At 71.4% G+C, this 18,056-nt stretch carries 16 protein-coding genes and 1 tRNA gene; 10 read left to right on the forward strand and 7 right to left on the reverse strand.

Translation table 11 applies throughout. The features are described from left to right. Positions 1-133: 133 nt before the first annotated feature. From AB0877_RS18820 to AB0877_RS18840, 5 genes are all read left to right on the forward strand, one after another. Entirely contained in the window at positions 134-1,147 is a 1,014-nt protein-coding gene (locus AB0877_RS18820; RefSeq protein ID WP_366610192.1) for an aminoglycoside phosphotransferase family protein, read from the forward strand. Positions 1,148-1,258: 111 nt separating this feature from the next. Continuing rightward, entirely contained in the window at positions 1,259-1,765 is a 507-nt protein-coding gene (locus AB0877_RS18825; protein ID WP_366610194.1) for a hypothetical protein, read from the forward strand. A gap of 73 nt (positions 1,766-1,838) precedes the next feature. Then, a complete protein-coding gene (locus AB0877_RS18830) occupies positions 1,839-2,531 on the forward strand; it encodes a response regulator transcription factor (RefSeq protein WP_366610196.1) in 693 nt (230 codons plus the stop codon). Continuing rightward, positions 2,524-3,987 (forward strand): HAMP domain-containing sensor histidine kinase, encoded by a 1,464-nt coding sequence (locus AB0877_RS18835; RefSeq protein WP_366610198.1) that lies wholly within the window; start codon positions 2,524-2,526, stop codon positions 3,985-3,987. The genes AB0877_RS18830 and AB0877_RS18835 overlap by 8 nt, the downstream gene beginning before the upstream one ends. A gap of 57 nt (positions 3,988-4,044) precedes the next feature. Further along, entirely contained in the window at positions 4,045-4,644 is a 600-nt protein-coding gene (locus AB0877_RS18840) for a hypothetical protein (protein ID WP_366610200.1), read from the forward strand. A gap of 40 nt (positions 4,645-4,684) precedes the next feature. On the opposite strand, the gene AB0877_RS18845 is transcribed toward AB0877_RS18840, so the two are convergent. Together AB0877_RS18845 and AB0877_RS18850 are read right to left on the reverse strand one after the other, a co-directional pair. Further along, positions 4,685-6,286, reverse strand: a complete 1,602-nt coding sequence (locus AB0877_RS18845) for a ricin-type beta-trefoil lectin domain protein (RefSeq protein ID WP_366610201.1) — start codon at positions 6,284-6,286, stop codon at positions 4,685-4,687. Positions 6,287-6,434: 148 nt separating this feature from the next. Beyond that, a complete protein-coding gene (locus AB0877_RS18850; protein ID WP_366610203.1) occupies positions 6,435-8,588 on the reverse strand; it encodes a glycosyltransferase family 39 protein in 2,154 nt (717 codons plus the stop codon). 192 nt (positions 8,589-8,780) lie between these two features. On the opposite strand from AB0877_RS18850, the gene AB0877_RS18855 reads away from it, so the two are divergent. Continuing rightward, complete coding sequence (locus AB0877_RS18855; protein WP_091397575.1) at positions 8,781-9,488, forward strand: glycosyltransferase family 2 protein; 708 nt, start codon at positions 8,781-8,783, stop codon at positions 9,486-9,488. Here the strand turns inward: AB0877_RS18855 and AB0877_RS18860 are convergent. Both AB0877_RS18860 and AB0877_RS18865 read right to left on the reverse strand, forming a co-directional pair. Then, positions 9,474-10,367 carry a transketolase gene (locus tag AB0877_RS18860; RefSeq protein ID WP_366610204.1) on the reverse strand — a complete coding sequence of 298 codons (894 nt, stop codon included), beginning with the start codon at positions 10,365-10,367 and terminating at the stop codon, positions 9,474-9,476. The two genes, AB0877_RS18855 and AB0877_RS18860, sit on opposite strands and share 15 nt — an antisense overlap. 5 nt (positions 10,368-10,372) lie before the next feature. Continuing rightward, the gene (locus AB0877_RS18865) at positions 10,373-11,068 is read right to left on the reverse strand and encodes a transketolase (protein ID WP_366610205.1); all 696 of its coding nucleotides are present in this window, start codon (positions 11,066-11,068) and stop codon (positions 10,373-10,375) included. A gap of 47 nt (positions 11,069-11,115) precedes the next feature. On the opposite strand from AB0877_RS18865, the gene soxR reads away from it, so the two are divergent. Continuing rightward, a complete protein-coding gene (soxR, locus tag AB0877_RS18870) occupies positions 11,116-11,589 on the forward strand; it encodes a redox-sensitive transcriptional activator SoxR (protein ID WP_366610206.1) in 474 nt (157 codons plus the stop codon). A gap of 78 nt (positions 11,590-11,667) precedes the next feature. Here the strand turns inward: soxR and AB0877_RS18875 are convergent, their stop codons facing one another. After that, positions 11,668-12,666, reverse strand: coding sequence for an NAD(P)H-quinone oxidoreductase (locus AB0877_RS18875; protein WP_366610207.1), 999 nt, complete (start codon positions 12,664-12,666; stop codon positions 11,668-11,670). A gap of 206 nt (positions 12,667-12,872) precedes the next feature. Here AB0877_RS18875 and AB0877_RS18880 point away from each other — a divergent pair. Next, a tRNA-Ser gene (locus AB0877_RS18880) sits at positions 12,873-12,962 on the forward strand. Positions 12,963-13,051: 89 nt separating this feature from the next. Here AB0877_RS18880 and AB0877_RS18885 read toward each other — a convergent pair. Beyond that, positions 13,052-14,236 carry a low temperature requirement protein A gene (locus AB0877_RS18885; RefSeq protein ID WP_366610209.1) on the reverse strand — a complete coding sequence of 395 codons (1,185 nt, stop codon included), beginning with the start codon at positions 14,234-14,236 and terminating at the stop codon, positions 13,052-13,054. 354 nt (positions 14,237-14,590) lie between these two features. On the opposite strand from AB0877_RS18885, the gene AB0877_RS18890 reads away from it, so the two are divergent. Beyond that, positions 14,591-15,133, forward strand: a complete 543-nt coding sequence (locus tag AB0877_RS18890) for a YbhB/YbcL family Raf kinase inhibitor-like protein (protein ID WP_366610211.1) — start codon at positions 14,591-14,593, stop codon at positions 15,131-15,133. Between the two features lie 163 nt (positions 15,134-15,296). Here the strand turns inward: AB0877_RS18890 and AB0877_RS18895 are convergent, their stop codons facing one another. Then, the gene (locus AB0877_RS18895) at positions 15,297-16,007 is read right to left on the reverse strand and encodes a class I SAM-dependent methyltransferase (protein WP_366610213.1); all 711 of its coding nucleotides are present in this window, start codon (positions 16,005-16,007) and stop codon (positions 15,297-15,299) included. Positions 16,008-16,321: 314 nt separating this feature from the next. Here AB0877_RS18895 and AB0877_RS18900 point away from each other — a divergent pair, with 314 nt between their 5' ends. Beyond that, positions 16,322-18,055: a hypothetical protein gene (locus tag AB0877_RS18900; protein WP_366610288.1), complete on the forward strand. Its 1,734-nt coding sequence runs from the start codon at positions 16,322-16,324 to the stop codon at positions 18,053-18,055. Position 18,056: the final 1 nt, after the last annotated feature.

Below are 18,056 nucleotides of genomic sequence, written 5' to 3' on the forward strand. Positions count from 1 at the left end.
CGTAGCGATGATGTCGCTCAGGGTTGCCTCTTCGCATCTCGCAGAGTGCGCAATCGGCCTTCGCTGGAACGCCGGGACGTGCCGGCCGGAAAAGCGCTCCCCAACGTCGGGCGGACGGCCTAGGGTGCCCAGCGTGACGACGATCGCCGGTGAGCGTGCCCCCGACTGGTCCAGCGAGCAGTGGCAGGTGCGGGCCCGGTCCTGGGTTGACGCGCAGCTCAGCCAGGCCGGCCGACGGGTGACCGGGCTGGTGGAGCCGAGGCTGCGGCCGTGGTCGCTGGTGTGGCGGGTGCCCACCGACGACGGCCCGGTGTGGTTCAAGGCCAACAACCCGGGCACCGTGCACGAGGCCGTCCTGATCGCGGCGCTCGCCGAGTTGACGCCCGACCGGGTGCTGACGCCGATCGCGGTGGACCCGGCGCAGGGCTGGTCGCTGCTGCCCGACGGCGGCGAGTCGCTGCGCGACGTGCTGGCGCGCGACCCCGACCTGACGCACTGGGAGCGGGCGCTGCCCGGGTACGCGGCGCTGCAACTGGCGAGCGCGTCGCGCGCCGACGAGCTGGTCGCCCTGGGCGTGCCGGATCAGCGGCCGGAGGTGCTGGCCGGTCTCTTCGCCGAGCTGCTCGACGATCACGAGGCGCTGCTGATCGGCGCCGAGGGTGGGCTCGATCCCGAGGTGCACGAGCGGCTGCGGGCCGAGCTGCCGGCGTACGCGCGGCGGTGTCGTCGGCTCGCCGACTTCGGCATCCCGGCGACCGTGCAACACGACGACCTGCACGACGGCAACGTCTTCGCCGGCGCGGCCGGGTACCGCTACTTCGACTGGGGCGACGCCTCCGTGGCGCACCCGTTCGGCACGCTGCTGGTGACCCTGCGCTCCGTCGGGCACGCCGCGAAGCTCGCCGCCGCCGACGCCCAGCTGGTGCGGTTGCGCGACGCGTACCTGGAGGTGTGGACCGACCGGTACGACCGGCGGACCCTCGTGGAGGCCGCCGACCTCGCGATCGGCCTGGGGCCGGTGAGCCGGTCGCTGTCCTGGCGTCGGGCCCTGGACACCGCCGAGGAGTCCCGCGCCGAGTACGCCGACGCGGTCCCGGGCTGGCTGGAGGAGCTGTTCGCCGCCAGTCCACTTCAGCCGAACCCCTGACCATGATCCGTCCGAGTCGGAAGTCGGACAGGCAGTGCGACAGGCGGCGTGGAACTTCCAAAAATCCCGGGTGACCCACGTCACCCTGCTGGGGACGTCGTTGGGCAGGTCATGGACGTCTTCTCCCGAACGTTCCTCCCGGCCGCCGCTGAGGCTGGCCTGGCCGTGCAGACGGTGAGCCGGCACATGCCGGTCTTCCGGCGCTGCGTCGGCTCCGGGGACGCCACCATCCTGGTCACCCGTTGCAGCCGCCCCGACCGCCCGGTCACCGGCGACTACCTGTTGTTACTCACGCACCGCCGCCTGGTGGTGACCCAGCAGACCCGCCTCCTGCACCGACTGCGCCTGCACCTCAACACCGAGCTGCGCGAGTTGAGCAACGTCACCTGGAGCCCGGACCCGCGGCTGCAGTCGGTCGAGATGGCGGCCACCGCGATCGACGGGATCCGTGAGCGGTTCCTGATCCGGACCAGTCACCCGAAGCAGGTCTGGCAGCTCGACGCGTTGCTCAACCAGGCGTTCCGGACCCGCCTGCGGCCGCCGGGCGCGCGGGTCGTCGCCAGCATCGGTGACGCGCCGGCCGCCACTCGGCCCGGGTTGTTCGCTCCGTCCTGGTGAGCTGACCCCGCCTTTACCGAACTCGAACACACACCGATCGCGCCGAGGCTGCGCAGTCGGCAATCATGGGCCGGTGACCGTCGAACCACGGCATCGCGGGCTCGTCCTCGTCGTGGAGGACGAGCCGGCCATCGCCGACCTGGTCCGGCTCTACCTGACCCGGGACGGCTTCGGCGTTCACCTGGAACGTGACGGCGAGGCCGGTCTGAGCGCGGCTCGCCGGATGCGCCCGGTGGCCTGCGTCCTGGACATCGCGCTGCCGGGTCTGCCGGGCACCGAGATCTGCCGCCGGCTGCGCGAGGCCGGCGACTGGACCCCGGTCATCTTCCTCACCGCCCGCGACGACGAGGTGGACCGGATAGTCGGCCTGGAGCTGGGTGCCGACGACTACGTCACCAAGCCGTTCAGCCCTCGGGAGCTGGTTGCCCGGGTCCGCGCGGTGCTGCGCCGATCCGCCGGCGGCCCCGAGGGCGCGGACCGCCCACGGGTCGTCGGCCCGGTGACCCTCGACCCGGCCCGCCGTACGGTCCTCGCCGCCGGTGCCCCGGTGCAGCTCACCTCCACCGAGTTCGACCTGCTGGCCCACCTGATGGCCCGGCCCGGCCGGGTCTTCACCCGGGAGGAGTTGCTGGCCGGGGTCTGGGGCTACGCGGCGCACGCCGGCACCCGGACGGTGGACGTGCACGTCGCCCAGGTGCGGGCGAAGCTCGGCCCGGCGAGCGTGATCCGGACCCATCGCGGCGTCGGGTACGCGGTAGATGTCTGACCACCCCGGGCGCGTCGAGTCGCCGACCATGGCCCTGCCGGTGGTCGGCGCCCCACCCACCGCACCCCGACGAAGCCGACCCGGCCGTACGCTGACCGCCCGCGCGGTGCTCGTCACCTGCGCGGTGGCGCTGGTGTCGGTGCTGGTCACCGCCATCGTCGCGGTGCCGTTGGCGATCCGGGGCGCGGAGCGCGGTGAGCAGGAGGCGCTCGCCGCCCAGGCCCGACTCGCCGCCGAGGTGCTGCGGACCCGCCTCGACCGGGGTCGCAGCGCCGACGAGGAACGGCTCATCCAACAACTGCGCGACCAGGACATCGACGCGTACCTGATCCGCCGTGGTGCGGCCGACCGGGCGGGTCTGCCACCCCGGGTGGTGCAGCGGATCGGGCAGGGCCGCAACGTGTCGGCCCGCCGTTCCGTCAACGGTGAGCGGGCCCTGGTCGAGGGTCGGGCCCTGCCCGGCGGCAACGGGGTGGTGCTCTCCCGTCCGCTGGCCAACGGGCTGTGGGCCCGGGTGCTGCTCAGTCTCTGGTTGCCGCTGCTGGCCGGGTTGACCGCCGGTGTGGTGGCCGGGCTGCTGCTGGCCCGCCGGCTGGCCCGGCCGATCCGCGTCGCGGCCACCGCCGCCGCCCGGCTGCGCGCCGGTGACCGGGCCGTCCGGGTGCCGGTCGAGTCGCCGGACGAGGTCGCCGACCTGGCCGAGGCGTTGAACGGTCTGGCTGCCGCGCTGGCCACCAGCGAGGGGCGGCAGCGGGAGTTCCTGCTCTCCGTCTCGCACGAGCTGCGCACCCCGCTGACCGCGATCCGGGGGTACGCCGAGGCGCTCGCCGACGGGGTGCTCGGCGCCGACGACACGGTGGACACCGGTCGGACGGTGCTGGCCGAGGCCCAGCACCTGGACCGGCTGATCGGCGACCTGTTGGCACTGGCCCGGCTGGAGGCCGCCGACTTTCCCCTGGAACCGGTGCCGGTGGACCTGACCCGGCTGGCCCTGGACGCGGAGCCGACCTGGTCCGGTCGGTGCGCGGCGGTGGGGGTGCCGTTGCGGGTGGAGACGCCCGGTCAGCCGGTGCCCGCGTACACCGATCCGGGGAGGATCCGGCAGGTCCTGGACGGGCTGCTGGAGAACGCGCTGCGGGTCGTACCCCCGGGGTCGCCGGTGGTGCTCGCGGTCCGGGCGGCCGGCGCGGACCCGGCGCACGGCGGCGTGTTGGAGATCCGCGACGGCGGGCCCGGCTTCACCGACGACGACCTGGCGGTGGCCTTCGAACGCGGTGCGCTGCACGAGCGTTACCGGGGGGTGCGCAAGGTGGGCAGCGGGCTGGGGTTGGCGCTGGCCGCCGGGCTGGTCCGCCGGTTGGGCGGGGAGATCGCCGCCGGGCACGCGCCGGAGGGCGGTGCCGCCTTCACCGTCCGGCTGCCCGGCGATCCTTACCTGACCCGAACGTCGGCCTGACGCTCCCCTCGTCCTCCCCGGCGAGGCTGAGGGCTCCACTGACAGAGGGGGAGAGTCATGCCACGTTGGGGTATCGCCACCGGCACCACGGCACTGCTCACGGCGGTCGCGCTCGGCGTCAGCGGCTGCGGCGCGGCCGAGGTGGCCAGCCAGCCCGCCCGGGATGTCGCCGTCGACGTCGCCGCCGCCATGGGAGTCGAGGGTCAGGCGCTGACCGCGATGGGCTTCGACGCCGACGACCTGGACGTGCGGACCGTCGCCGCTCCGGCCACGCCGACGCCGGACGCGTCCCCCACCGCCAAGGAAAAGGCCCGGGACAAGCGCGGCGAGGAGTGGCGCAAGCGCCGCCAGGCCCGCGTGCTGCTGCGTAAGAACACCCTGCACGGTGAGGCGGTGGTGAAGACGAAGGACGGCGGTACGCAGACCGTCGCCGTGCAGCGCGGCGAGGTGACAGCGATCGACGGCGACTTGATGACCGTCAAGTCCACCGACGGCTTCACGATGACCTGGACCTTCGGCGACGACCTGCGGGTGGTCGAGCGGCGGGCCACGGTGCAGCCGAGCGAGGTGAAGGTCGGCGCGACGCTCGGGGTGGCCGGCGCGAAGGACGGCGACAAGGGCGTGGCCCGGCTCGTCCTCGTTCCCCGCGTCAGGTGAGCGAAGGGGCCCTGGCCGACGCCAGGGCCCCTGACCCTGCTCAGTAGACGCGGGAGCCGATGAAGTCGTCGTGACCGTAGCCGACCGGGTTGGCGGCGGTACGGGCCTCGAACGACCACTGCTGTCGGGTGCTGCTTCCGCAGTTCGCCAACCGCAGGCGCGAGCTGCCCAGCAACGGGTTGTCGAACGCCACGCACAGGTTGCTGGCGGCGGCCGGCCTGATCTGGTTGCCGGAGAAGACGAACTGCTGCGCGCCGGTGCCGTTGCAGTCGTAGATGTTGACCGCGGTGCCGGCGGTCATCGAGCTGCTGGCGACGTCCAGGCAACGGTCGTGGGACAGCTCCGAGTGCAACGACCGCCGCGCCGGGTCGTACCAGAAGCCCTGGTTACGCCCACCGTGGCAGGAGTACGGCTGCTGCGCGGTGCCGTTGCGGGAGTCGTACCCCTTGCCGTCGACACAGGTGCCGGTGGCCAGGTTGCGTAGTTGCTTGAACTCCAGCAGGCCCGGGTAGAGCACGCCACCGCCGGTGCTGGCCGGGTCGACGCAGCTCGCCCGGGTCTGCCCGGAGTTCCAGAACTGGGTGATGCACTGGGCGAACATGCCGTGCCCACGGGCGTTGGGGTGGAACGACTGTCGGGCGGCGTTCTCGTTCCAGATGCCGACCTCGATGAAGAGGCCGCGCACCGAGGTGTTGTCGGTGCACACCTCGTGCCCGTGGAAGAGCCGGCTGGCGTCGAGGTAGCGGGTTCCGGTGTTCGCGGCGGCCGAGCGCAGCGCCGACTCGAACATCGGCACCGCCTTGTTCCGGGCGAACGCCGCGTCGGCCAGGTAGAGCAGACAACCGCCGGAGTACCAGCCGGGGAAGTTGGGGTTGTCCTCCACGTCGGGGCTGCCGGGGCTCGGGTACGACATCAGCACCAGTTCGTAGTCCGACCGCAGGTAGCCGGCGTTGGTCATGGTCTGCCGGATGTCGGTCAGCGCCGACTCCACCGCCCGCCGGCTGCCGTCGGTGCGGATCGTCCACTGGTCGGTGTAGGTGGGGTAGCAGGCGCCCTGGAAGAAGACCCGGCGGACTGCGCAGTCGGTGGCGACCGGACCGAACTGGATGGTGCCGTCACCGTTCGCGCCGACCACCACCCAGATCAGCTTCACGTGCGTGTTACGCGCCTTGATGCCCAGGTGGTCGCCCTGGTTCAGCTCGTTGTGCTGGGTCGGGCCGCCGGCGATCAGGTTCCAGGGGGTGGCACCGGAGCAGGCGATGTTGTACTGCGCGTCCGACGTGATGCCGGTGCGGAAGACCGCCTGGTCGTACGAGCGGTCGCACCAGTTGCCGTCCTGGTGGGTGCCGGGGACGTAGTTGCCGACCCCCTCACCGGAGATTTCGCTGTCACCCATGGTGATCAGCGCCGTACGCCGTTGTTCGATCGGGCGGATCGCGGGGCTGCCGTAGAGGGCGGTCGCCTCGGCGGCCCGGATGGCTTCGAGGTTGGCGGGCAGTGGTTGGACGGTTGGTCTGTCGGCGGCGGTGGCGGGGGTGGCCGGTCCGGCGAGCATCGGTAGGACGAGAGCGGCGACGGCGACGGCGACGGTGATGGCCCGTCGTCGGGTCGCGCGTTCGGGCCTGGCGGGGATTGCAGGCATCGACGCACTCCTTTCGGCTCAATCGCGGGACGTCGATTGAGTTACCAGACGGTAACGTGCCGATCAACAGATGTGAATGCGCCTCAGATCCTTGCGCGCGGGATGCAGAACCGCCCGGATCGGACTATCCGCCCCCCCCGCGGCGGCTCTAGCGGCCCGGCGGCAGGGCGTAGCCGACATAGCCGCGGAACTCCAGCCGCCAGCCGGCCGGGACGAGCTTGGCGCAGGCCGCCTGGTTGCCGGTGCAGACGATCGCGTCGACCGAGGAGGGGTCGGCCGGCGGACGTTCCGGCAACACCGACTGCAACGCCACCAGGTCCGGTGAGCCGCCGTCGGGCTGCCGCAGCAGCAGCCACCACGGGTACTCCCAGTTGTCGTTCTGCTGCACCAGCCCGATCCGTCGCGCACCGCTGTCCTGGACCGCTGTCGCCGCCCAGCGGAACTCGTCGGCCCACTGGGGGCGGCGCAGGAACCGGGTGTCCCAGTCCGAGGTGGTGAACACCGAGCCGGCGCCGACCAGCCGGCGCGGGAAGCCGTACGACAGCGCGAGCACTCCGGCCAGCGCCGAGGTGGCCAGCACGGTGACGGCCGCCACGGTGGCAACCGTTCGACGCCCACCAGGGCGGTTACGCAGGACGGCGTCCAGCCAGAGGCCGGCGAGGGGCGTGGCGAGCACGACGGCGTAGAGCAGCAGCCGGTTGCCCCACGGCTGCCACTTGATCATCGCGGTGTGCAGCAGCACGGCGGTCAGCACCACCACGGCGTACGCCCGCAGCGACCCGGCCCGCTCGGGAGTGATCCGCCGTGGTCGGGCGAGCGCGATCACCGCACCGATCAGTGCCAACGCCCCGGCCAGCGGGAACGCCACCCGGTCCTCGTCCGGATACCAGGCCGGCTCCGGGAACAGCTCCCGCCCGAAGGTGATGGCGCGGTCCTGCGGGTCCACCCCGATCGCCTCGGCGCCGCGGATGATCACCTCGGCCCCGGCCCGCCGCAGCGGCGCCAGCGGCGTGTCGAACGCGGTGTGCCCGATCCGCAGCGCGTTGACCACCACCGACGCCGGGTCGTGCCGCTCCATGGGGATGGACTCGCGCAGCCGGGGCGGCCCCAGCGGGTGCCCGAACTCGGCGGTCACCCGGGCCAGGAACGGGCCGACCACCACGGCAGCGACCACCAGGATCAGCACCGAACCGCCGACGGTGCGGGCCAGCCCGCCGACCGGCCAGGCCCGCCGACCTCCGCCGGGCACTGACGACGGCCCGGCCGGTGCCGATCGGTCGGCCCAGGCCAGCCTCAACTGGGCCAGCCCCCAGAGCACCAGCAGCGGACCGACCGCGATCAGGCCGCTGGTCTTGGTCACCGCGGTCAACCCGGTGGCCGCCCCCAGACCGAGCAGCGTGCCCCAGCCGGTCCGTCGACGCAGCCCGTCCAGCGTCAGGGTCGCCGCGCAGGCCACCCACGCCGCGCAGATCAGGTCGGTCTGCGTGCTGGTCGCCTGGAGCACGACCATCGGCGTGGTCGCCAGCACGAACGCGGTGAGCAACTGGGCCCGCCGGCCACCGCCGAGCTGCGCGGTGATCCGTGCGGCCACCAGGAGACAGACCACGCCGGCCGCCCACTGCACCAGGTTGTGCAGGTGGTCCCCGCCGGTGAGCAGGCGCAGGTGCAGCAGCAGGTACTCGGCTCCGGGCGGAATGGTCACCTGCCGGTGGATGGCGGTGGGCCAGAAGTCCAGGTCACCCTGGGCCACCCAGTGCTCCACCTTCGGCAGGTGGTACGTCTGCGAGTCGAAGTTGTTCGGCTCGGCCAGCAGCGCGACCAGCAGCTCCAGCAGGAGCAGCCCGCCGACCGTGCCGGCGAGGAGCCGCTCACCCGGCCGGGCCGTACGCCACGCGTCGACCGCCGCGGCACGAAGGTCAGCGAACCCCCGAGCGGCCCGGATCGGCGTGGAGTCGGGCTCACCGCGCTCGGCGGTCGGGGCGGACACGTCGGCTCCGCCACCTGATGCCACCGCGCCGACCGGCACCGGCTGCGGTGCGGTGCTGACTGCCGGCGCAGCGCTGACCGGCACCGGTGTGGCGGCGGACGGCTGCCCGGGGCGGGTCGCCCGTCGCCAACGCAGGGCGGCCGCCACAGCGGCGGTGACCAGCAGAAGCAGCCAGGCGACTGTGAACGCGCCTCGGGTCAGCGCGTGCGACGCGCCGAGCACCTCGACGACGAGCACCGCGTACGCCCCGCTGAGCAGGACGGCGCGCACCACGGCGAGCCGCAGCGGTGCCACCGCGCCAGCCTCTCGTGGCATCGCCGCGACGATGAGCAAAAGCACCGCGGCGGCAGGAACCACCGCGAGCAGGGAGCCGGCAGCCGACATGGCGGAAGTAAACACCATTGATCTGAGGCCGCCGCGTCGACTGCCCAGCGGTAGCGGTACGCGGTTAACAAACCAACCAGGTTAGGCTATGGCCGACGTGTTGCCGCCACCGTGGAGATCCCCGTGAAGCTCTCGATCCTCATGCCGGTCTACAACGAGGAAGAACGCATCGCGGATGCCCTCAAGCAGGCATTGGCGGTTGACTATCCGTGTGAGATCGAGTTGGTCGTCGTCGACGACGGCAGCCGCGACGGCACCGGCGAGGTCCTCGGTCGCGCCGACGACGCGCGCCTTCGGGTCATCACCCACCAGCGCAACGCCGGCAAGGGTGCCGCCATCAAGACGGCGGTCGACAGCGCGGAGGGTGACTACATGGTCATCCTCGACGCCGACCTGGAGTACGACCCGCAGGACATCCCCAAGCTGCTCGACCCGGTGCTCGACGGCCGGGCCACTGTGGTCTACGGCAATCGCACCTTCGGCAGCCACAGCGCCTACAGCTTCTGGTACGTGATGGGCAACAAGGGCGTCACGATGGCGGCCAACGTGCTGTTCAACTCGTACATCGGCGACCTGGAGACCTGCTTCAAGCTGATGCCGGTGGCGCTCTACCGGTCGCTCGGGGTGCGCTCGCGCGGCTTCGGCATGGAGGCCGAGGTGACCGGCAAGCTGCTGCGTCGCCGGATCCGGCCGTACGAGGTGCCGATCAGCTACCGGGCCCGCGGCCGCGAAGAGGGCAAGAAGATCACCTGGAAGGACGGCGTCGAGGCGATCTGGATCCTCGGGCGCGAGCGCGCTCGCCGCCGCCCCGCCGTCTCAGCCGCCAACTGACCCCAGGAACGCGCTGATCGACCGCCGCAGGCCGTCGGCGTCCAGCCCGTGCCACCGGGCATGGTCGGCCGGATCTCCGTACCGTCGCAGGTCGGTCTGACCCACCCCCAGGGCGAGCAGCCGGTGCGGCACATCCGCCAGGGCCCGGCTGACGAGCGCGCTCGACGTTCCCGCCAGGTACGGCTCGACCAGCACCACGTCGGTGTTCGCCAGCGCCCGCAGCCCCGGCGTGTCGAGCGGCCGGGGTGTGTGGGTGTACGCCACTGTCACGTCCATTCCCTCGGTCGCCGCCAGGGTGGGGTCGAGCATCGGTCCGACCGCCACCACCAGGGGCGCATGCGTCGAGCCCTGCCGAAGCACCCGTAGCCGGGAGGCGTCCGGGTACGCCTCGGTGTTGCGCTGCTCGCAGAGCCGCAGGTAGACCGGATCGTCGGTGGTCGCGGCGTTGCGCAGCAGCGGCCCCACCTCGTCCGGGTGGCCGGGCACCCGGACGGTCCAGCCGTCACCGAGGGAGTCGAAGAGCGCCACGTCTCCGGGCGACTGATGGGTGCGACCCTCAGCCGACCCGTCGTACGACGCGCCGATGCTGACCAGGACGGCGCCCACGCCCTGGTGGTCCAGATCCAACTTGATCTGCTCGTACGCCCGGTCCACCAGGAACGTCGCGTACGAGTGCGCGATCGGACGCAGCCCGGTCAGGGCGAGCCCGCCGGCCACACCGATCATCAGTTGCTCCCGGATCCCGACGTTGAGCACCCGGTCCGGGTGGCGGTGGCCGGCGGAGGCGAACTGGCTCGCCGAGATGTCGGCCAGCACCAGCGCGGTACGCGGGTCCTCGTCGAGGAGCGCGGTGGCGGTGTCGATGAAGGCGGTGCGCATGTCGGTCATCCCCTGCTCTCGATGCGGGCGACCACCAGGTGCGGGTGTCGTGGTCGGTGTCCGGTCAGTGCCGCGTACAGGGCTTCGTGATCGCGGCCGTCGACGGTGTCGGCGGTCCAACCGTTGACGGTGAACCGGCCGGCGATGCCACCGGCCCACCCGTGACTGGCCGACGCGTTGTCGACCACGACAGCGGTGAGGCTGTCCAGGCCGGTCGCTCCGGCGTACGCGATCGCCTCGTGGTTGGATCCCTCGTCCAGTTCGGCGTCGCCGAGCAGCACGTACACCCGGGGTTTGCCCAGCCCCTGGGCGCGCAGGCCGAGCGCGGTGCCGACGGCCAGCCCGAGGCCGTGCCCGAGGGAGCCGGAGCCGATCTCGACCCCGGGCACCAGGAGCCGGTCCGGGTGGTGGCCGAGCCGGCTCTCCGGTCCGGCCAGGTCGTCGAGCCAGGCGTCCGGGATGAAGCCGTGCGCGGCCAGGACCGCGTAGTAGGCGGCCGGTCCGTGGCCCTTGGAGAGCAGGAACCGGTCCCGCTCCGGGTCGTCGGCGCTGTCGGGGGTGACCCGCAGCACCCGGTCGTAGAGCACCTGGAGCACGTCGACGGTGGAGTGCGCGCTCGGCGCGTGTTTCTCGTCGCCGGTCAGTCGCCGGATCAGCCCCGGCAGTCGGGCGCTGCTGTCGGTGGTCAGTGTGGTGGCCATGCCACTACTGTGTTAGTTGAAGTGGACTTCAACTCAAGGACCTGGGGATGCCGGATTCATTGACGATCGGTGAGCTGTCCGCCCGCTCCGGGGTGGCACCGTCGGCGCTGCGCTACTACGAGCGACTCGGGCTGATCCGCGCCGACCGCACCGGCGGCAACCAGCGCCGGTACGCCCGCGCCGAGCTGCGGCGGGTCGCCTTCATCCGGATCTCCCAGCAGGTCGGCGTCTCGCTCGACGAGATCCGGGAGGCACTCGACTCGCTCCCGGAGGCCCGCACGCCGAGCCCGCAGGACTGGGCGCGGCTGTCCGCGAGCTGGCGCAGCCGGCTGGACGAGCGGATCCGGCTGCTCAGCAGGCTCCGCGACGACCTGGACGGCTGCATCGGCTGCGGCTGCCTGTCCCTGCAGCGTTGCACGTTGAACAACCCGGAGGACGCGCTGGCCGGCGAGGGCCCGGGCGCCCGACTGGTGCTGCCCCGACCGACCGTCGACCCGACGCCGGCCGGCTCGCTCACCTGACAGCCGGGCCGGTGGGCTCGCTCAGCTTGCGGCCGACCTGGCCGGCTCGCTCAACTGACAGCGACCCGGTCAGCTCACTCAGCTGGCGGCCGACCCTCCGCCCGCCGGTCGGGTGAGCAACACCTTGCCGAAGTGGTCGTTCGACTCGACGAGCCGGTGCGCCTGCGCCGCCTCGGTCATCGGCAGCCGCCGGTCCACGATCGGCCGGATCCGGCCCGCCTCGACCAACGGCCACACCTCGTCCCGTACGCCCTGGACGATCTCCGCCTTCTCGGCGAGCGGACGGGACCGTAGCGACGTCGCGGCGATGCTGGCCCGCCTGGCCAGCAGCGCCCCGAGATCCAACTCGGCCTTGCGCCCGCCCTGCATTCCGATCACCACGAGCCGACCGCCGGTGGCCAGCGCGGAGACGTTCCGCCCCAGGTAGGACCCACCCATGATGTCGAGGACGACGTCGACACCGCGCCCGTCGGTGATCCGCCGGACCTCCTCGACGAAGTCCTGCTCGCGGTAGTCGATGACGTGCGCCGCGCCCAGCTCACGCAGCCGGGCGTGCTTGGCCTCCCGCGCGGTGGTCAACACCGTCACGCCCAGGGCCGCCCCGAACTGGACGGCGAAGGTGCCGATCCCGCTGCCGCCTCCGTGCACCAGCAGCGTGTCACCCGCGCCGAGCCGCGCCACCTGGACCAGGTTCGACCAGACCGTGCAGGCCACCTCGGGCAGCGCCGCCGCGTCGACCGGGTCGCAGGCCGGCACCGGCAGCAACTGACCGGCGGGGACCGCGACCCGCTCCGCGTACCCGCCGCCGGCCAGCAGCGCACAGACCTGCTGCCCGACCGCCCACCCGGCGACCTCCGCGCCAACCTCCGTGATCACCCCAGAGCATTCCAACCCGGGGTACGCGGGCACGCCCGGCGGCGGCGGGTAGTGTCCCTGCCGTTGCAGCAGGTCAGCACGGTTCACCCCGCTGGCCCGCACGTCCACGATCACCTCGTCCGGGCCCGGCTCCGGATCGGGCACCTCGGCCCACACCAGCGCGTCAGGTCCACCGGGCTCCGGAATCGTGATGGCTCGCATGGGCCCAGTCTTCCCGATCTTCGGTGGTGCCGCAGGCGCACCGTCGCCCGCCGTTCCCGTGGCGTGGTGCCGCCCCACACGCCGTGGCAGTAGCCCACAGTGGACGCGGCAGACCGCCTGGCCGGCGCACCGGGGAGGGACGCCGGGCCGCCCGGAGCGAGCCGTGGCAGACTATGCGTGGCCGTACGCCCACGGGTGACGGCCAAGGAGGGTTCGCCTAGTGGCCGATGGCGCTGGTCTTGAAAACCGGTAAGGCAGCGATGTCTTCGTGGGTTCGAATCCCACACCCTCCGCCATTCTTGATCCACCCGACTTCCAGAAAGTCGGGGTGTTACGTCCGCGCGAATGCCGCGATTTCCTGAATGTCGAGTGGATCTGGCGCGGGTCAGTCGAACCCGGCGGCACTGCGCCTGGTCCACGCCTCGTAGCTGAGCAGGATCACCAGGAACGCGGTGAGCAGGCCCAGAGCGGCCAGGCCGGGCAGGTAACGGCCGACGGGCAGTAGCAGCAGCGCCACAGCGGGGGCGAGAAACTGCTCGGGTCGTACGCACCGGACGCTGAGTGCCAGGAACGTCGCCCGGCCCGCGAGGTACAGGGCGGTTCCGCCGAACAGCGCGACAGCCGGGATCCAGTGCAGGGTTTCGTGCGTCTCTCCGTGCGCCATGCCGGCGAGCACCTCTTCGACCCCGAGCGCCACGTACACGGTTCCGGCCAGCAGCGGGAGGTGGGCGACGCTGTAGGCGTTGCCGGCCACGAAGCCCCGGTGCAGTCCGGAGTCCGTCGTCAGTGCGTTCCCGGCGCTCGACGCGCTGGGGATATACAACCAGTACAGGCACCCGGTGACGGTGAGCGTGAGCAGCGCGGCCAGCAGGGTCGGCCAGTGGATCATCTGAGTTCCGACGCCGGCGCCCACCGAGATCAGGGACTCTCCTAGAGCGATGATCACCACCAGGCCGTGCCGCTCCGCGAAGTGGCCGGGGCTGCGTACCGGCCACCCGCCCACCAGCAGGGCGAGCACCCCACCGCCCATGTCGATGATGAGCGCCGCCGCCCAGAGCAGGATCTGCGCGGTGCCGCCGAACACCGCGCCGAGGACGAGCGGGATCCAGGACAACGCTGTGGTGAGGGCGTAGAGCCGGACGGTTCTGAGCCGCCGGGGGTCGTCCACCGACACCCAGTAGAAGAGAGCGAACTGGGTCGACCGCACGACGAGGTACGCCAGCACCAGGATCAGCCGGGGTGTCCTCGTACCCCTGCCGGTGTCCCAGGCTTCGGGGAGGACCAACGCGATGAGGAAGACCGCTGCCATCGCCACGGCGATGCCGGCCCGGATCAACCCGACGTCGAGCCGGACGTAGTTGCCCAGCCAGGCGTAGACGAGCCAGGAGTTCCACAGCAGCATGAGGACGAGCAGGCCCTGCACCAGGGTCACCGACGAGGGTCGCTCGCTCATGAACGTGGTGACCCGGATGAGCCCGAAGACGAGCACCAGGTCGAAGAAGACCTCGAACAGCGTCGGTCGGTGAGTCTCCGCGGTGATCACCGGCCGGGACCGGAAGATCCGCCACATCAGATCATCTTGTCGGTTCGTTCCGGAGGGTTCCGGCGTCCGGCCTCGCGGTCACTCCGGCGGGTCGACGGTTGGCCGCTCCCGCTCCCGGCGGATCGTCTCCTCGGCCAGTCGCTCCACCGCGCCGGCGGTCGTCGGCGATGGCTCGTTCGTCCCGGCGGCGGAACGCGGTGAGGACGGCTACCGCGAAGTCCCGCCAGATGCCGGCCACGATGTCCCCCTGCGGAACGTTGCCCGAACTCAACCGTAGCTCTGCGAAACCACAGTCGGTCAGCGCGTGCTTCCGGTCGTCGGGAGGGCCGCGGCGGGGTAAGAAGGGGCTGGTATCTCCGCACATCGGAAGGACGCGTCCTCATGACCCTGGAACGACCGATCGCCCCGGACCCGTACGAGCTGCTGCCGACGCTGCCCTCGTTCACGCTGACCAGCGACGACGTGCAGAACGGCGAGCCGATGGACGCCCGGCACGCGCATGGCAGCACCGGGGGTGACAACGTCTCGCCGCAGCTGGCCTGGTCGGACTTTCCCGCCGAGACGAAGAGCTTCGCGGTGACCTGCTACGACCCGGACGCGCCGACGGGCAGCGGTTTCTGGCACTGGGTGCTGGTGAACGTGCCGGTCGACGTCACCCAGTTGCCCACCGGGGCGGGTGGCGCGGCGGGCACCGACCTCGGTGGGGCGTTCTCGGTCCGCAACGACTACGGCGAGCAGGGGTACGGCGGGGCGGCTCCGCCGGCCGGCGACCGCCCGCACCGGTACGTCTTCGCGGTGCACGCCCTCGACGTCGACCGCCTGGACCTCACCCCCGACGCCACCCCCGCCTACGTCGGCTTCAACCTCACGTTCCACACCCTCGCCCGAGCAGTAATCCGCCCCACATACCAAATCAAGGACTGACCCAGGCCCCTCTCAACTCCCGCGATCTTGCACTTTCTGTCCCGGCATTCCTGACACACCAGGCATAACAACGACAGAAAGTGCAAGATCGCGGGGCGGGGCGGGGCGGGGCGGGCGGGGCGGGGCGGCGTGGGGGGGTGGGGGGTGCGGTGGGGGTTCTGGGTCAGGCTGGGACGCGGGCTACGGCGAAGACGGACTGGCCGAACGGCGGGAGGACGAGCTGTTCGGCGGCCTTGGTGGCGGGCAGGACGAGGGTGTCGTACACCTTGACCATCGGGCCCTCCTTCGGCATCAGCCGGAAGACCTTGGTGGCCATGAAGTAGCCGATGAGCCCGAGCGCGTTGGCGTAGTGCATCTTCTCGATCGTCAGACCGGCCGCGGTCATCGCCGCCCCGAGCGTCTTCTTCGTGTAGCGGCGGACGTGTCCGGTGGCGATGTCGGCCGGGCCCATCGCGAACTGGAACGCGGGCACGATGATGATCACGGCGCCGCCGGGTCGGACCAGGTCGCGCATGCTCTGTAGCGCGCCCACGTGGTCCTCGATGTGCTCCAGGACGTTGTACGAGACGGCCGCGCTGTAGTCGCCCCGGTCGTTGTGCGGCAGCAGCATCTGCCGGACGTCGACGTTCGGGCGGTCGGCGAGGCGCTCCTTGAGCTGCACCAGGCGGTCCGGGTCGGCCTCGGTGGCGGTGAACCGTGGCAGCCGCTCGGACCATTCCAGCGCGTAGTCACCGAGACCGCTGCCGATCTCGATCGGGTCGTCGCCGAGGTACGGCACGGCCAGTTCGATGAACCAGCGACGGTGGTTGACAGCAGTTGCCAGGCCTTCCAGCACCTCGGACTGCACGCGCTGATCCCCAGTGATTTCTGCCATGCGTCGATTCCTCACGATATGAACTCGACCCCTGCCTGGACCGACAGAGTCAATCATCCGCTGGGACGGCGAAAGAATCGAGGCATCGGGGTGGCCGAATTGTGGTCGGGGGGTGGGTTCGTGATCGGCGGTCGGCGAACCCGGCACATAGTACGGCAGTACCCCGAAACATGTCACGGCGGTGCCATACGCTGACTACCCTATGAATTGTCATGACTACTCCTGAACCGGACGTGCCCAGCGGCAACCGCAGCCCGGCCGCCGCGCCGTCGGCGGAGGGTGCTTCCGGTGCCGATCGGCCTTCCCGGAGGGGGATGTGGGCCGATCTGACCGCCGTGCTGAGCTTCGTGGTGCTTGGCTTCTGGGTCACCTGTCGACTCTGGCTGGACCCCGGCAGTGATGTGCGGGACAACCAGTCCGATCAGTCGCAGTTCGAATGGATGATGGCCCACGGTGCGCGAGTAGTCACGCACTTTGCGTATCCGTTCCATTCCGATCAGATGAACGTGCCCGACGGCGTCAATCTGATGGCCAATACGTCCGTATTATCCATTTCATTGCCAATGACGCCGATCACCCTGCTGTTCGGGCCGCGAACGTCATTTCTGATCTTTCTCACCGCCGGCATGATTGCCACCGCCACGGCCTGGTATTTCCTGCTCTCCCGGGTTCTGATCGGCAGCCGGGGGCCGGCGTGGCTGGCCGCCGGCTTCTGCGCGTTCGCGCCGGCCATGGTGTCGCACGCCAATGGGCACCCGAACATCGTGTCGCAGTTCGTCGTCCCGTTGATCATTTGGCGCACGCTCCGACTCGGTGAACCGGGCCGCTGGCTGCGCAACGGGATCCTGCTCGCGCTGGTCATCGTCTGGCAGGCGTTCCTCAACCTGGAAATCCTGCTGATGACCGCGATCGGGCTCGGCGTGGTGGTCGGCGTGCTCGCCCTCGGCCGCGCGGATCTACGGTCGCGGGCTCGGCCCTTCCTCGCCGGGCTGGCCGTCGCCGCCGGGATCGCCGGGCTCCTGCTCGCGTACCCCCTGTACGTCCAGTTCTTCGGACCGGGTGCGTACTCCGGGCTGTCCCGCCTGATCCGCGGCTACTCCAGCGACGTGGCCTCGTTCGTCGCGTACTCCCGGGAGTCGTTGGCCGGTAGCGCGCGCACCGCCGCGGGCCTGGCCAAGAACCCGACCGAGGAGAACAGCTTCTTCGGGTGGGCCCTGGTGGTGCTGGTGATCGCCCTGGTCTGGTGGCTGCGCCGGTCGATCGTGGTGCTCGCGCTGGCCGCGCTCGGGTTGCTCTTCGCGCTGCTCTCGCTGGGGCGGGAGGTCCGCTTCGACAACCGGGGTACGGGTGTGCCGGGCCCCTGGGCAGCGCTGGAGAACCTGCCCATCCTGCACTCGGTGGTGCCGACACGCTGGGCGTTGGCGATCACCCCGATCATCGGGCTGCTGCTGGCCTACGGCGCCGAACGTGCCCGCGAGTTGGCCGCCGCGCACCCGGCCGCGAGGGGGCAGGTTCGCTTCGTCACCGCCACCGTGCTCACGATGGCCCTGTTGCCGATCGTCCCCACCCCGCTGCCCGTGGCCCGCCCCGACCCGGTCCCCAGCTTCGTGACCAGTGGGGCGTGGCGGCCGTACGTGGCCGGTGGGCGCAGCGTGGTGACCCTGCCGCTGCCGGACACCACCTACGCCGAGCCGCTGCGCTGGTCCGCGGCGACCCGGCTGGACATGCCGTTGGCCCGTGGTTACTTCCTCGGCCCGGACACGCGCCCGAACGCCGAACCGCCGAAGGTCGCGTTGTTCGGTGCGACTCCCCGACCGACCAGCAGTTTCTTCAGCACCATCCGGCGCACCGGTGCGGTGCCGCCGATCACGCCGCAGAGCCGGGTCCGAGCGGTCGACGACCTGCGCTACTGGCGGGCCGGGGTGGTCATCCTCGGGCCACACGAGCACGAGGCCGCGCTGCGCCGGGGCATGACCGAGCTGACCGGGATCCAACCGGTCTTCACCGGTGGCGTGTGGGTGTGGGATGTCCGGTCGTTGACCGACTGAT

The sequence above is a fragment of the Micromonospora sp. NPDC047644 genome (genome assembly GCF_040704315.1).
Taxonomy (GTDB): domain Bacteria; phylum Actinomycetota; class Actinomycetes; order Mycobacteriales; family Micromonosporaceae; genus Micromonospora.

Excerpts from the sequence above, each read along its gene's own strand:
- AB0877_RS18825 (WP_366610194.1), top strand. The coding sequence starts at position 1,259 with ATGGACGTCTTCTCCCGAACGTTCCTCCCGGCCGCCGCTGAGGCTGGC.
- AB0877_RS18835 (WP_366610198.1), top strand. The coding sequence starts at position 2,524 with ATGTCTGACCACCCCGGGCGCGTCGAGTCGCCGACCATGGCCCTGCCG.
- AB0877_RS18840 (WP_366610200.1), top strand. The coding sequence starts at position 4,045 with ATGCCACGTTGGGGTATCGCCACCGGCACCACGGCACTGCTCACGGCG.
- AB0877_RS18845 (WP_366610201.1), bottom strand. The coding sequence starts at position 6,286 with ATGCCTGCAATCCCCGCCAGGCCCGAACGCGCGACCCGACGACGGGCC.
- AB0877_RS18850 (WP_366610203.1), bottom strand. The coding sequence starts at position 8,588 with ATGCCACGAGAGGCTGGCGCGGTGGCACCGCTGCGGCTCGCCGTGGTG.
- AB0877_RS18860 (WP_366610204.1), bottom strand. The coding sequence starts at position 10,367 with ATGCGCACCGCCTTCATCGACACCGCCACCGCGCTCCTCGACGAGGAC.
- AB0877_RS18865 (WP_366610205.1), bottom strand. The coding sequence starts at position 11,068 with ATGGCCACCACACTGACCACCGACAGCAGCGCCCGACTGCCGGGGCTG.
- soxR (WP_366610206.1), top strand. The coding sequence starts at position 11,116 with ATGCCGGATTCATTGACGATCGGTGAGCTGTCCGCCCGCTCCGGGGTG.
- AB0877_RS18875 (WP_366610207.1), bottom strand. The coding sequence starts at position 12,666 with ATGCGAGCCATCACGATTCCGGAGCCCGGTGGACCTGACGCGCTGGTG.
- AB0877_RS18885 (WP_366610209.1), bottom strand. The coding sequence starts at position 14,236 with ATGTGGCGGATCTTCCGGTCCCGGCCGGTGATCACCGCGGAGACTCAC.
- AB0877_RS18890 (WP_366610211.1), top strand. The coding sequence starts at position 14,591 with ATGACCCTGGAACGACCGATCGCCCCGGACCCGTACGAGCTGCTGCCG.
- AB0877_RS18895 (WP_366610213.1), bottom strand. The coding sequence starts at position 16,007 with ATGGCAGAAATCACTGGGGATCAGCGCGTGCAGTCCGAGGTGCTGGAA.
- AB0877_RS18900 (WP_366610288.1), top strand. The coding sequence starts at position 16,322 with ATGTGGGCCGATCTGACCGCCGTGCTGAGCTTCGTGGTGCTTGGCTTC.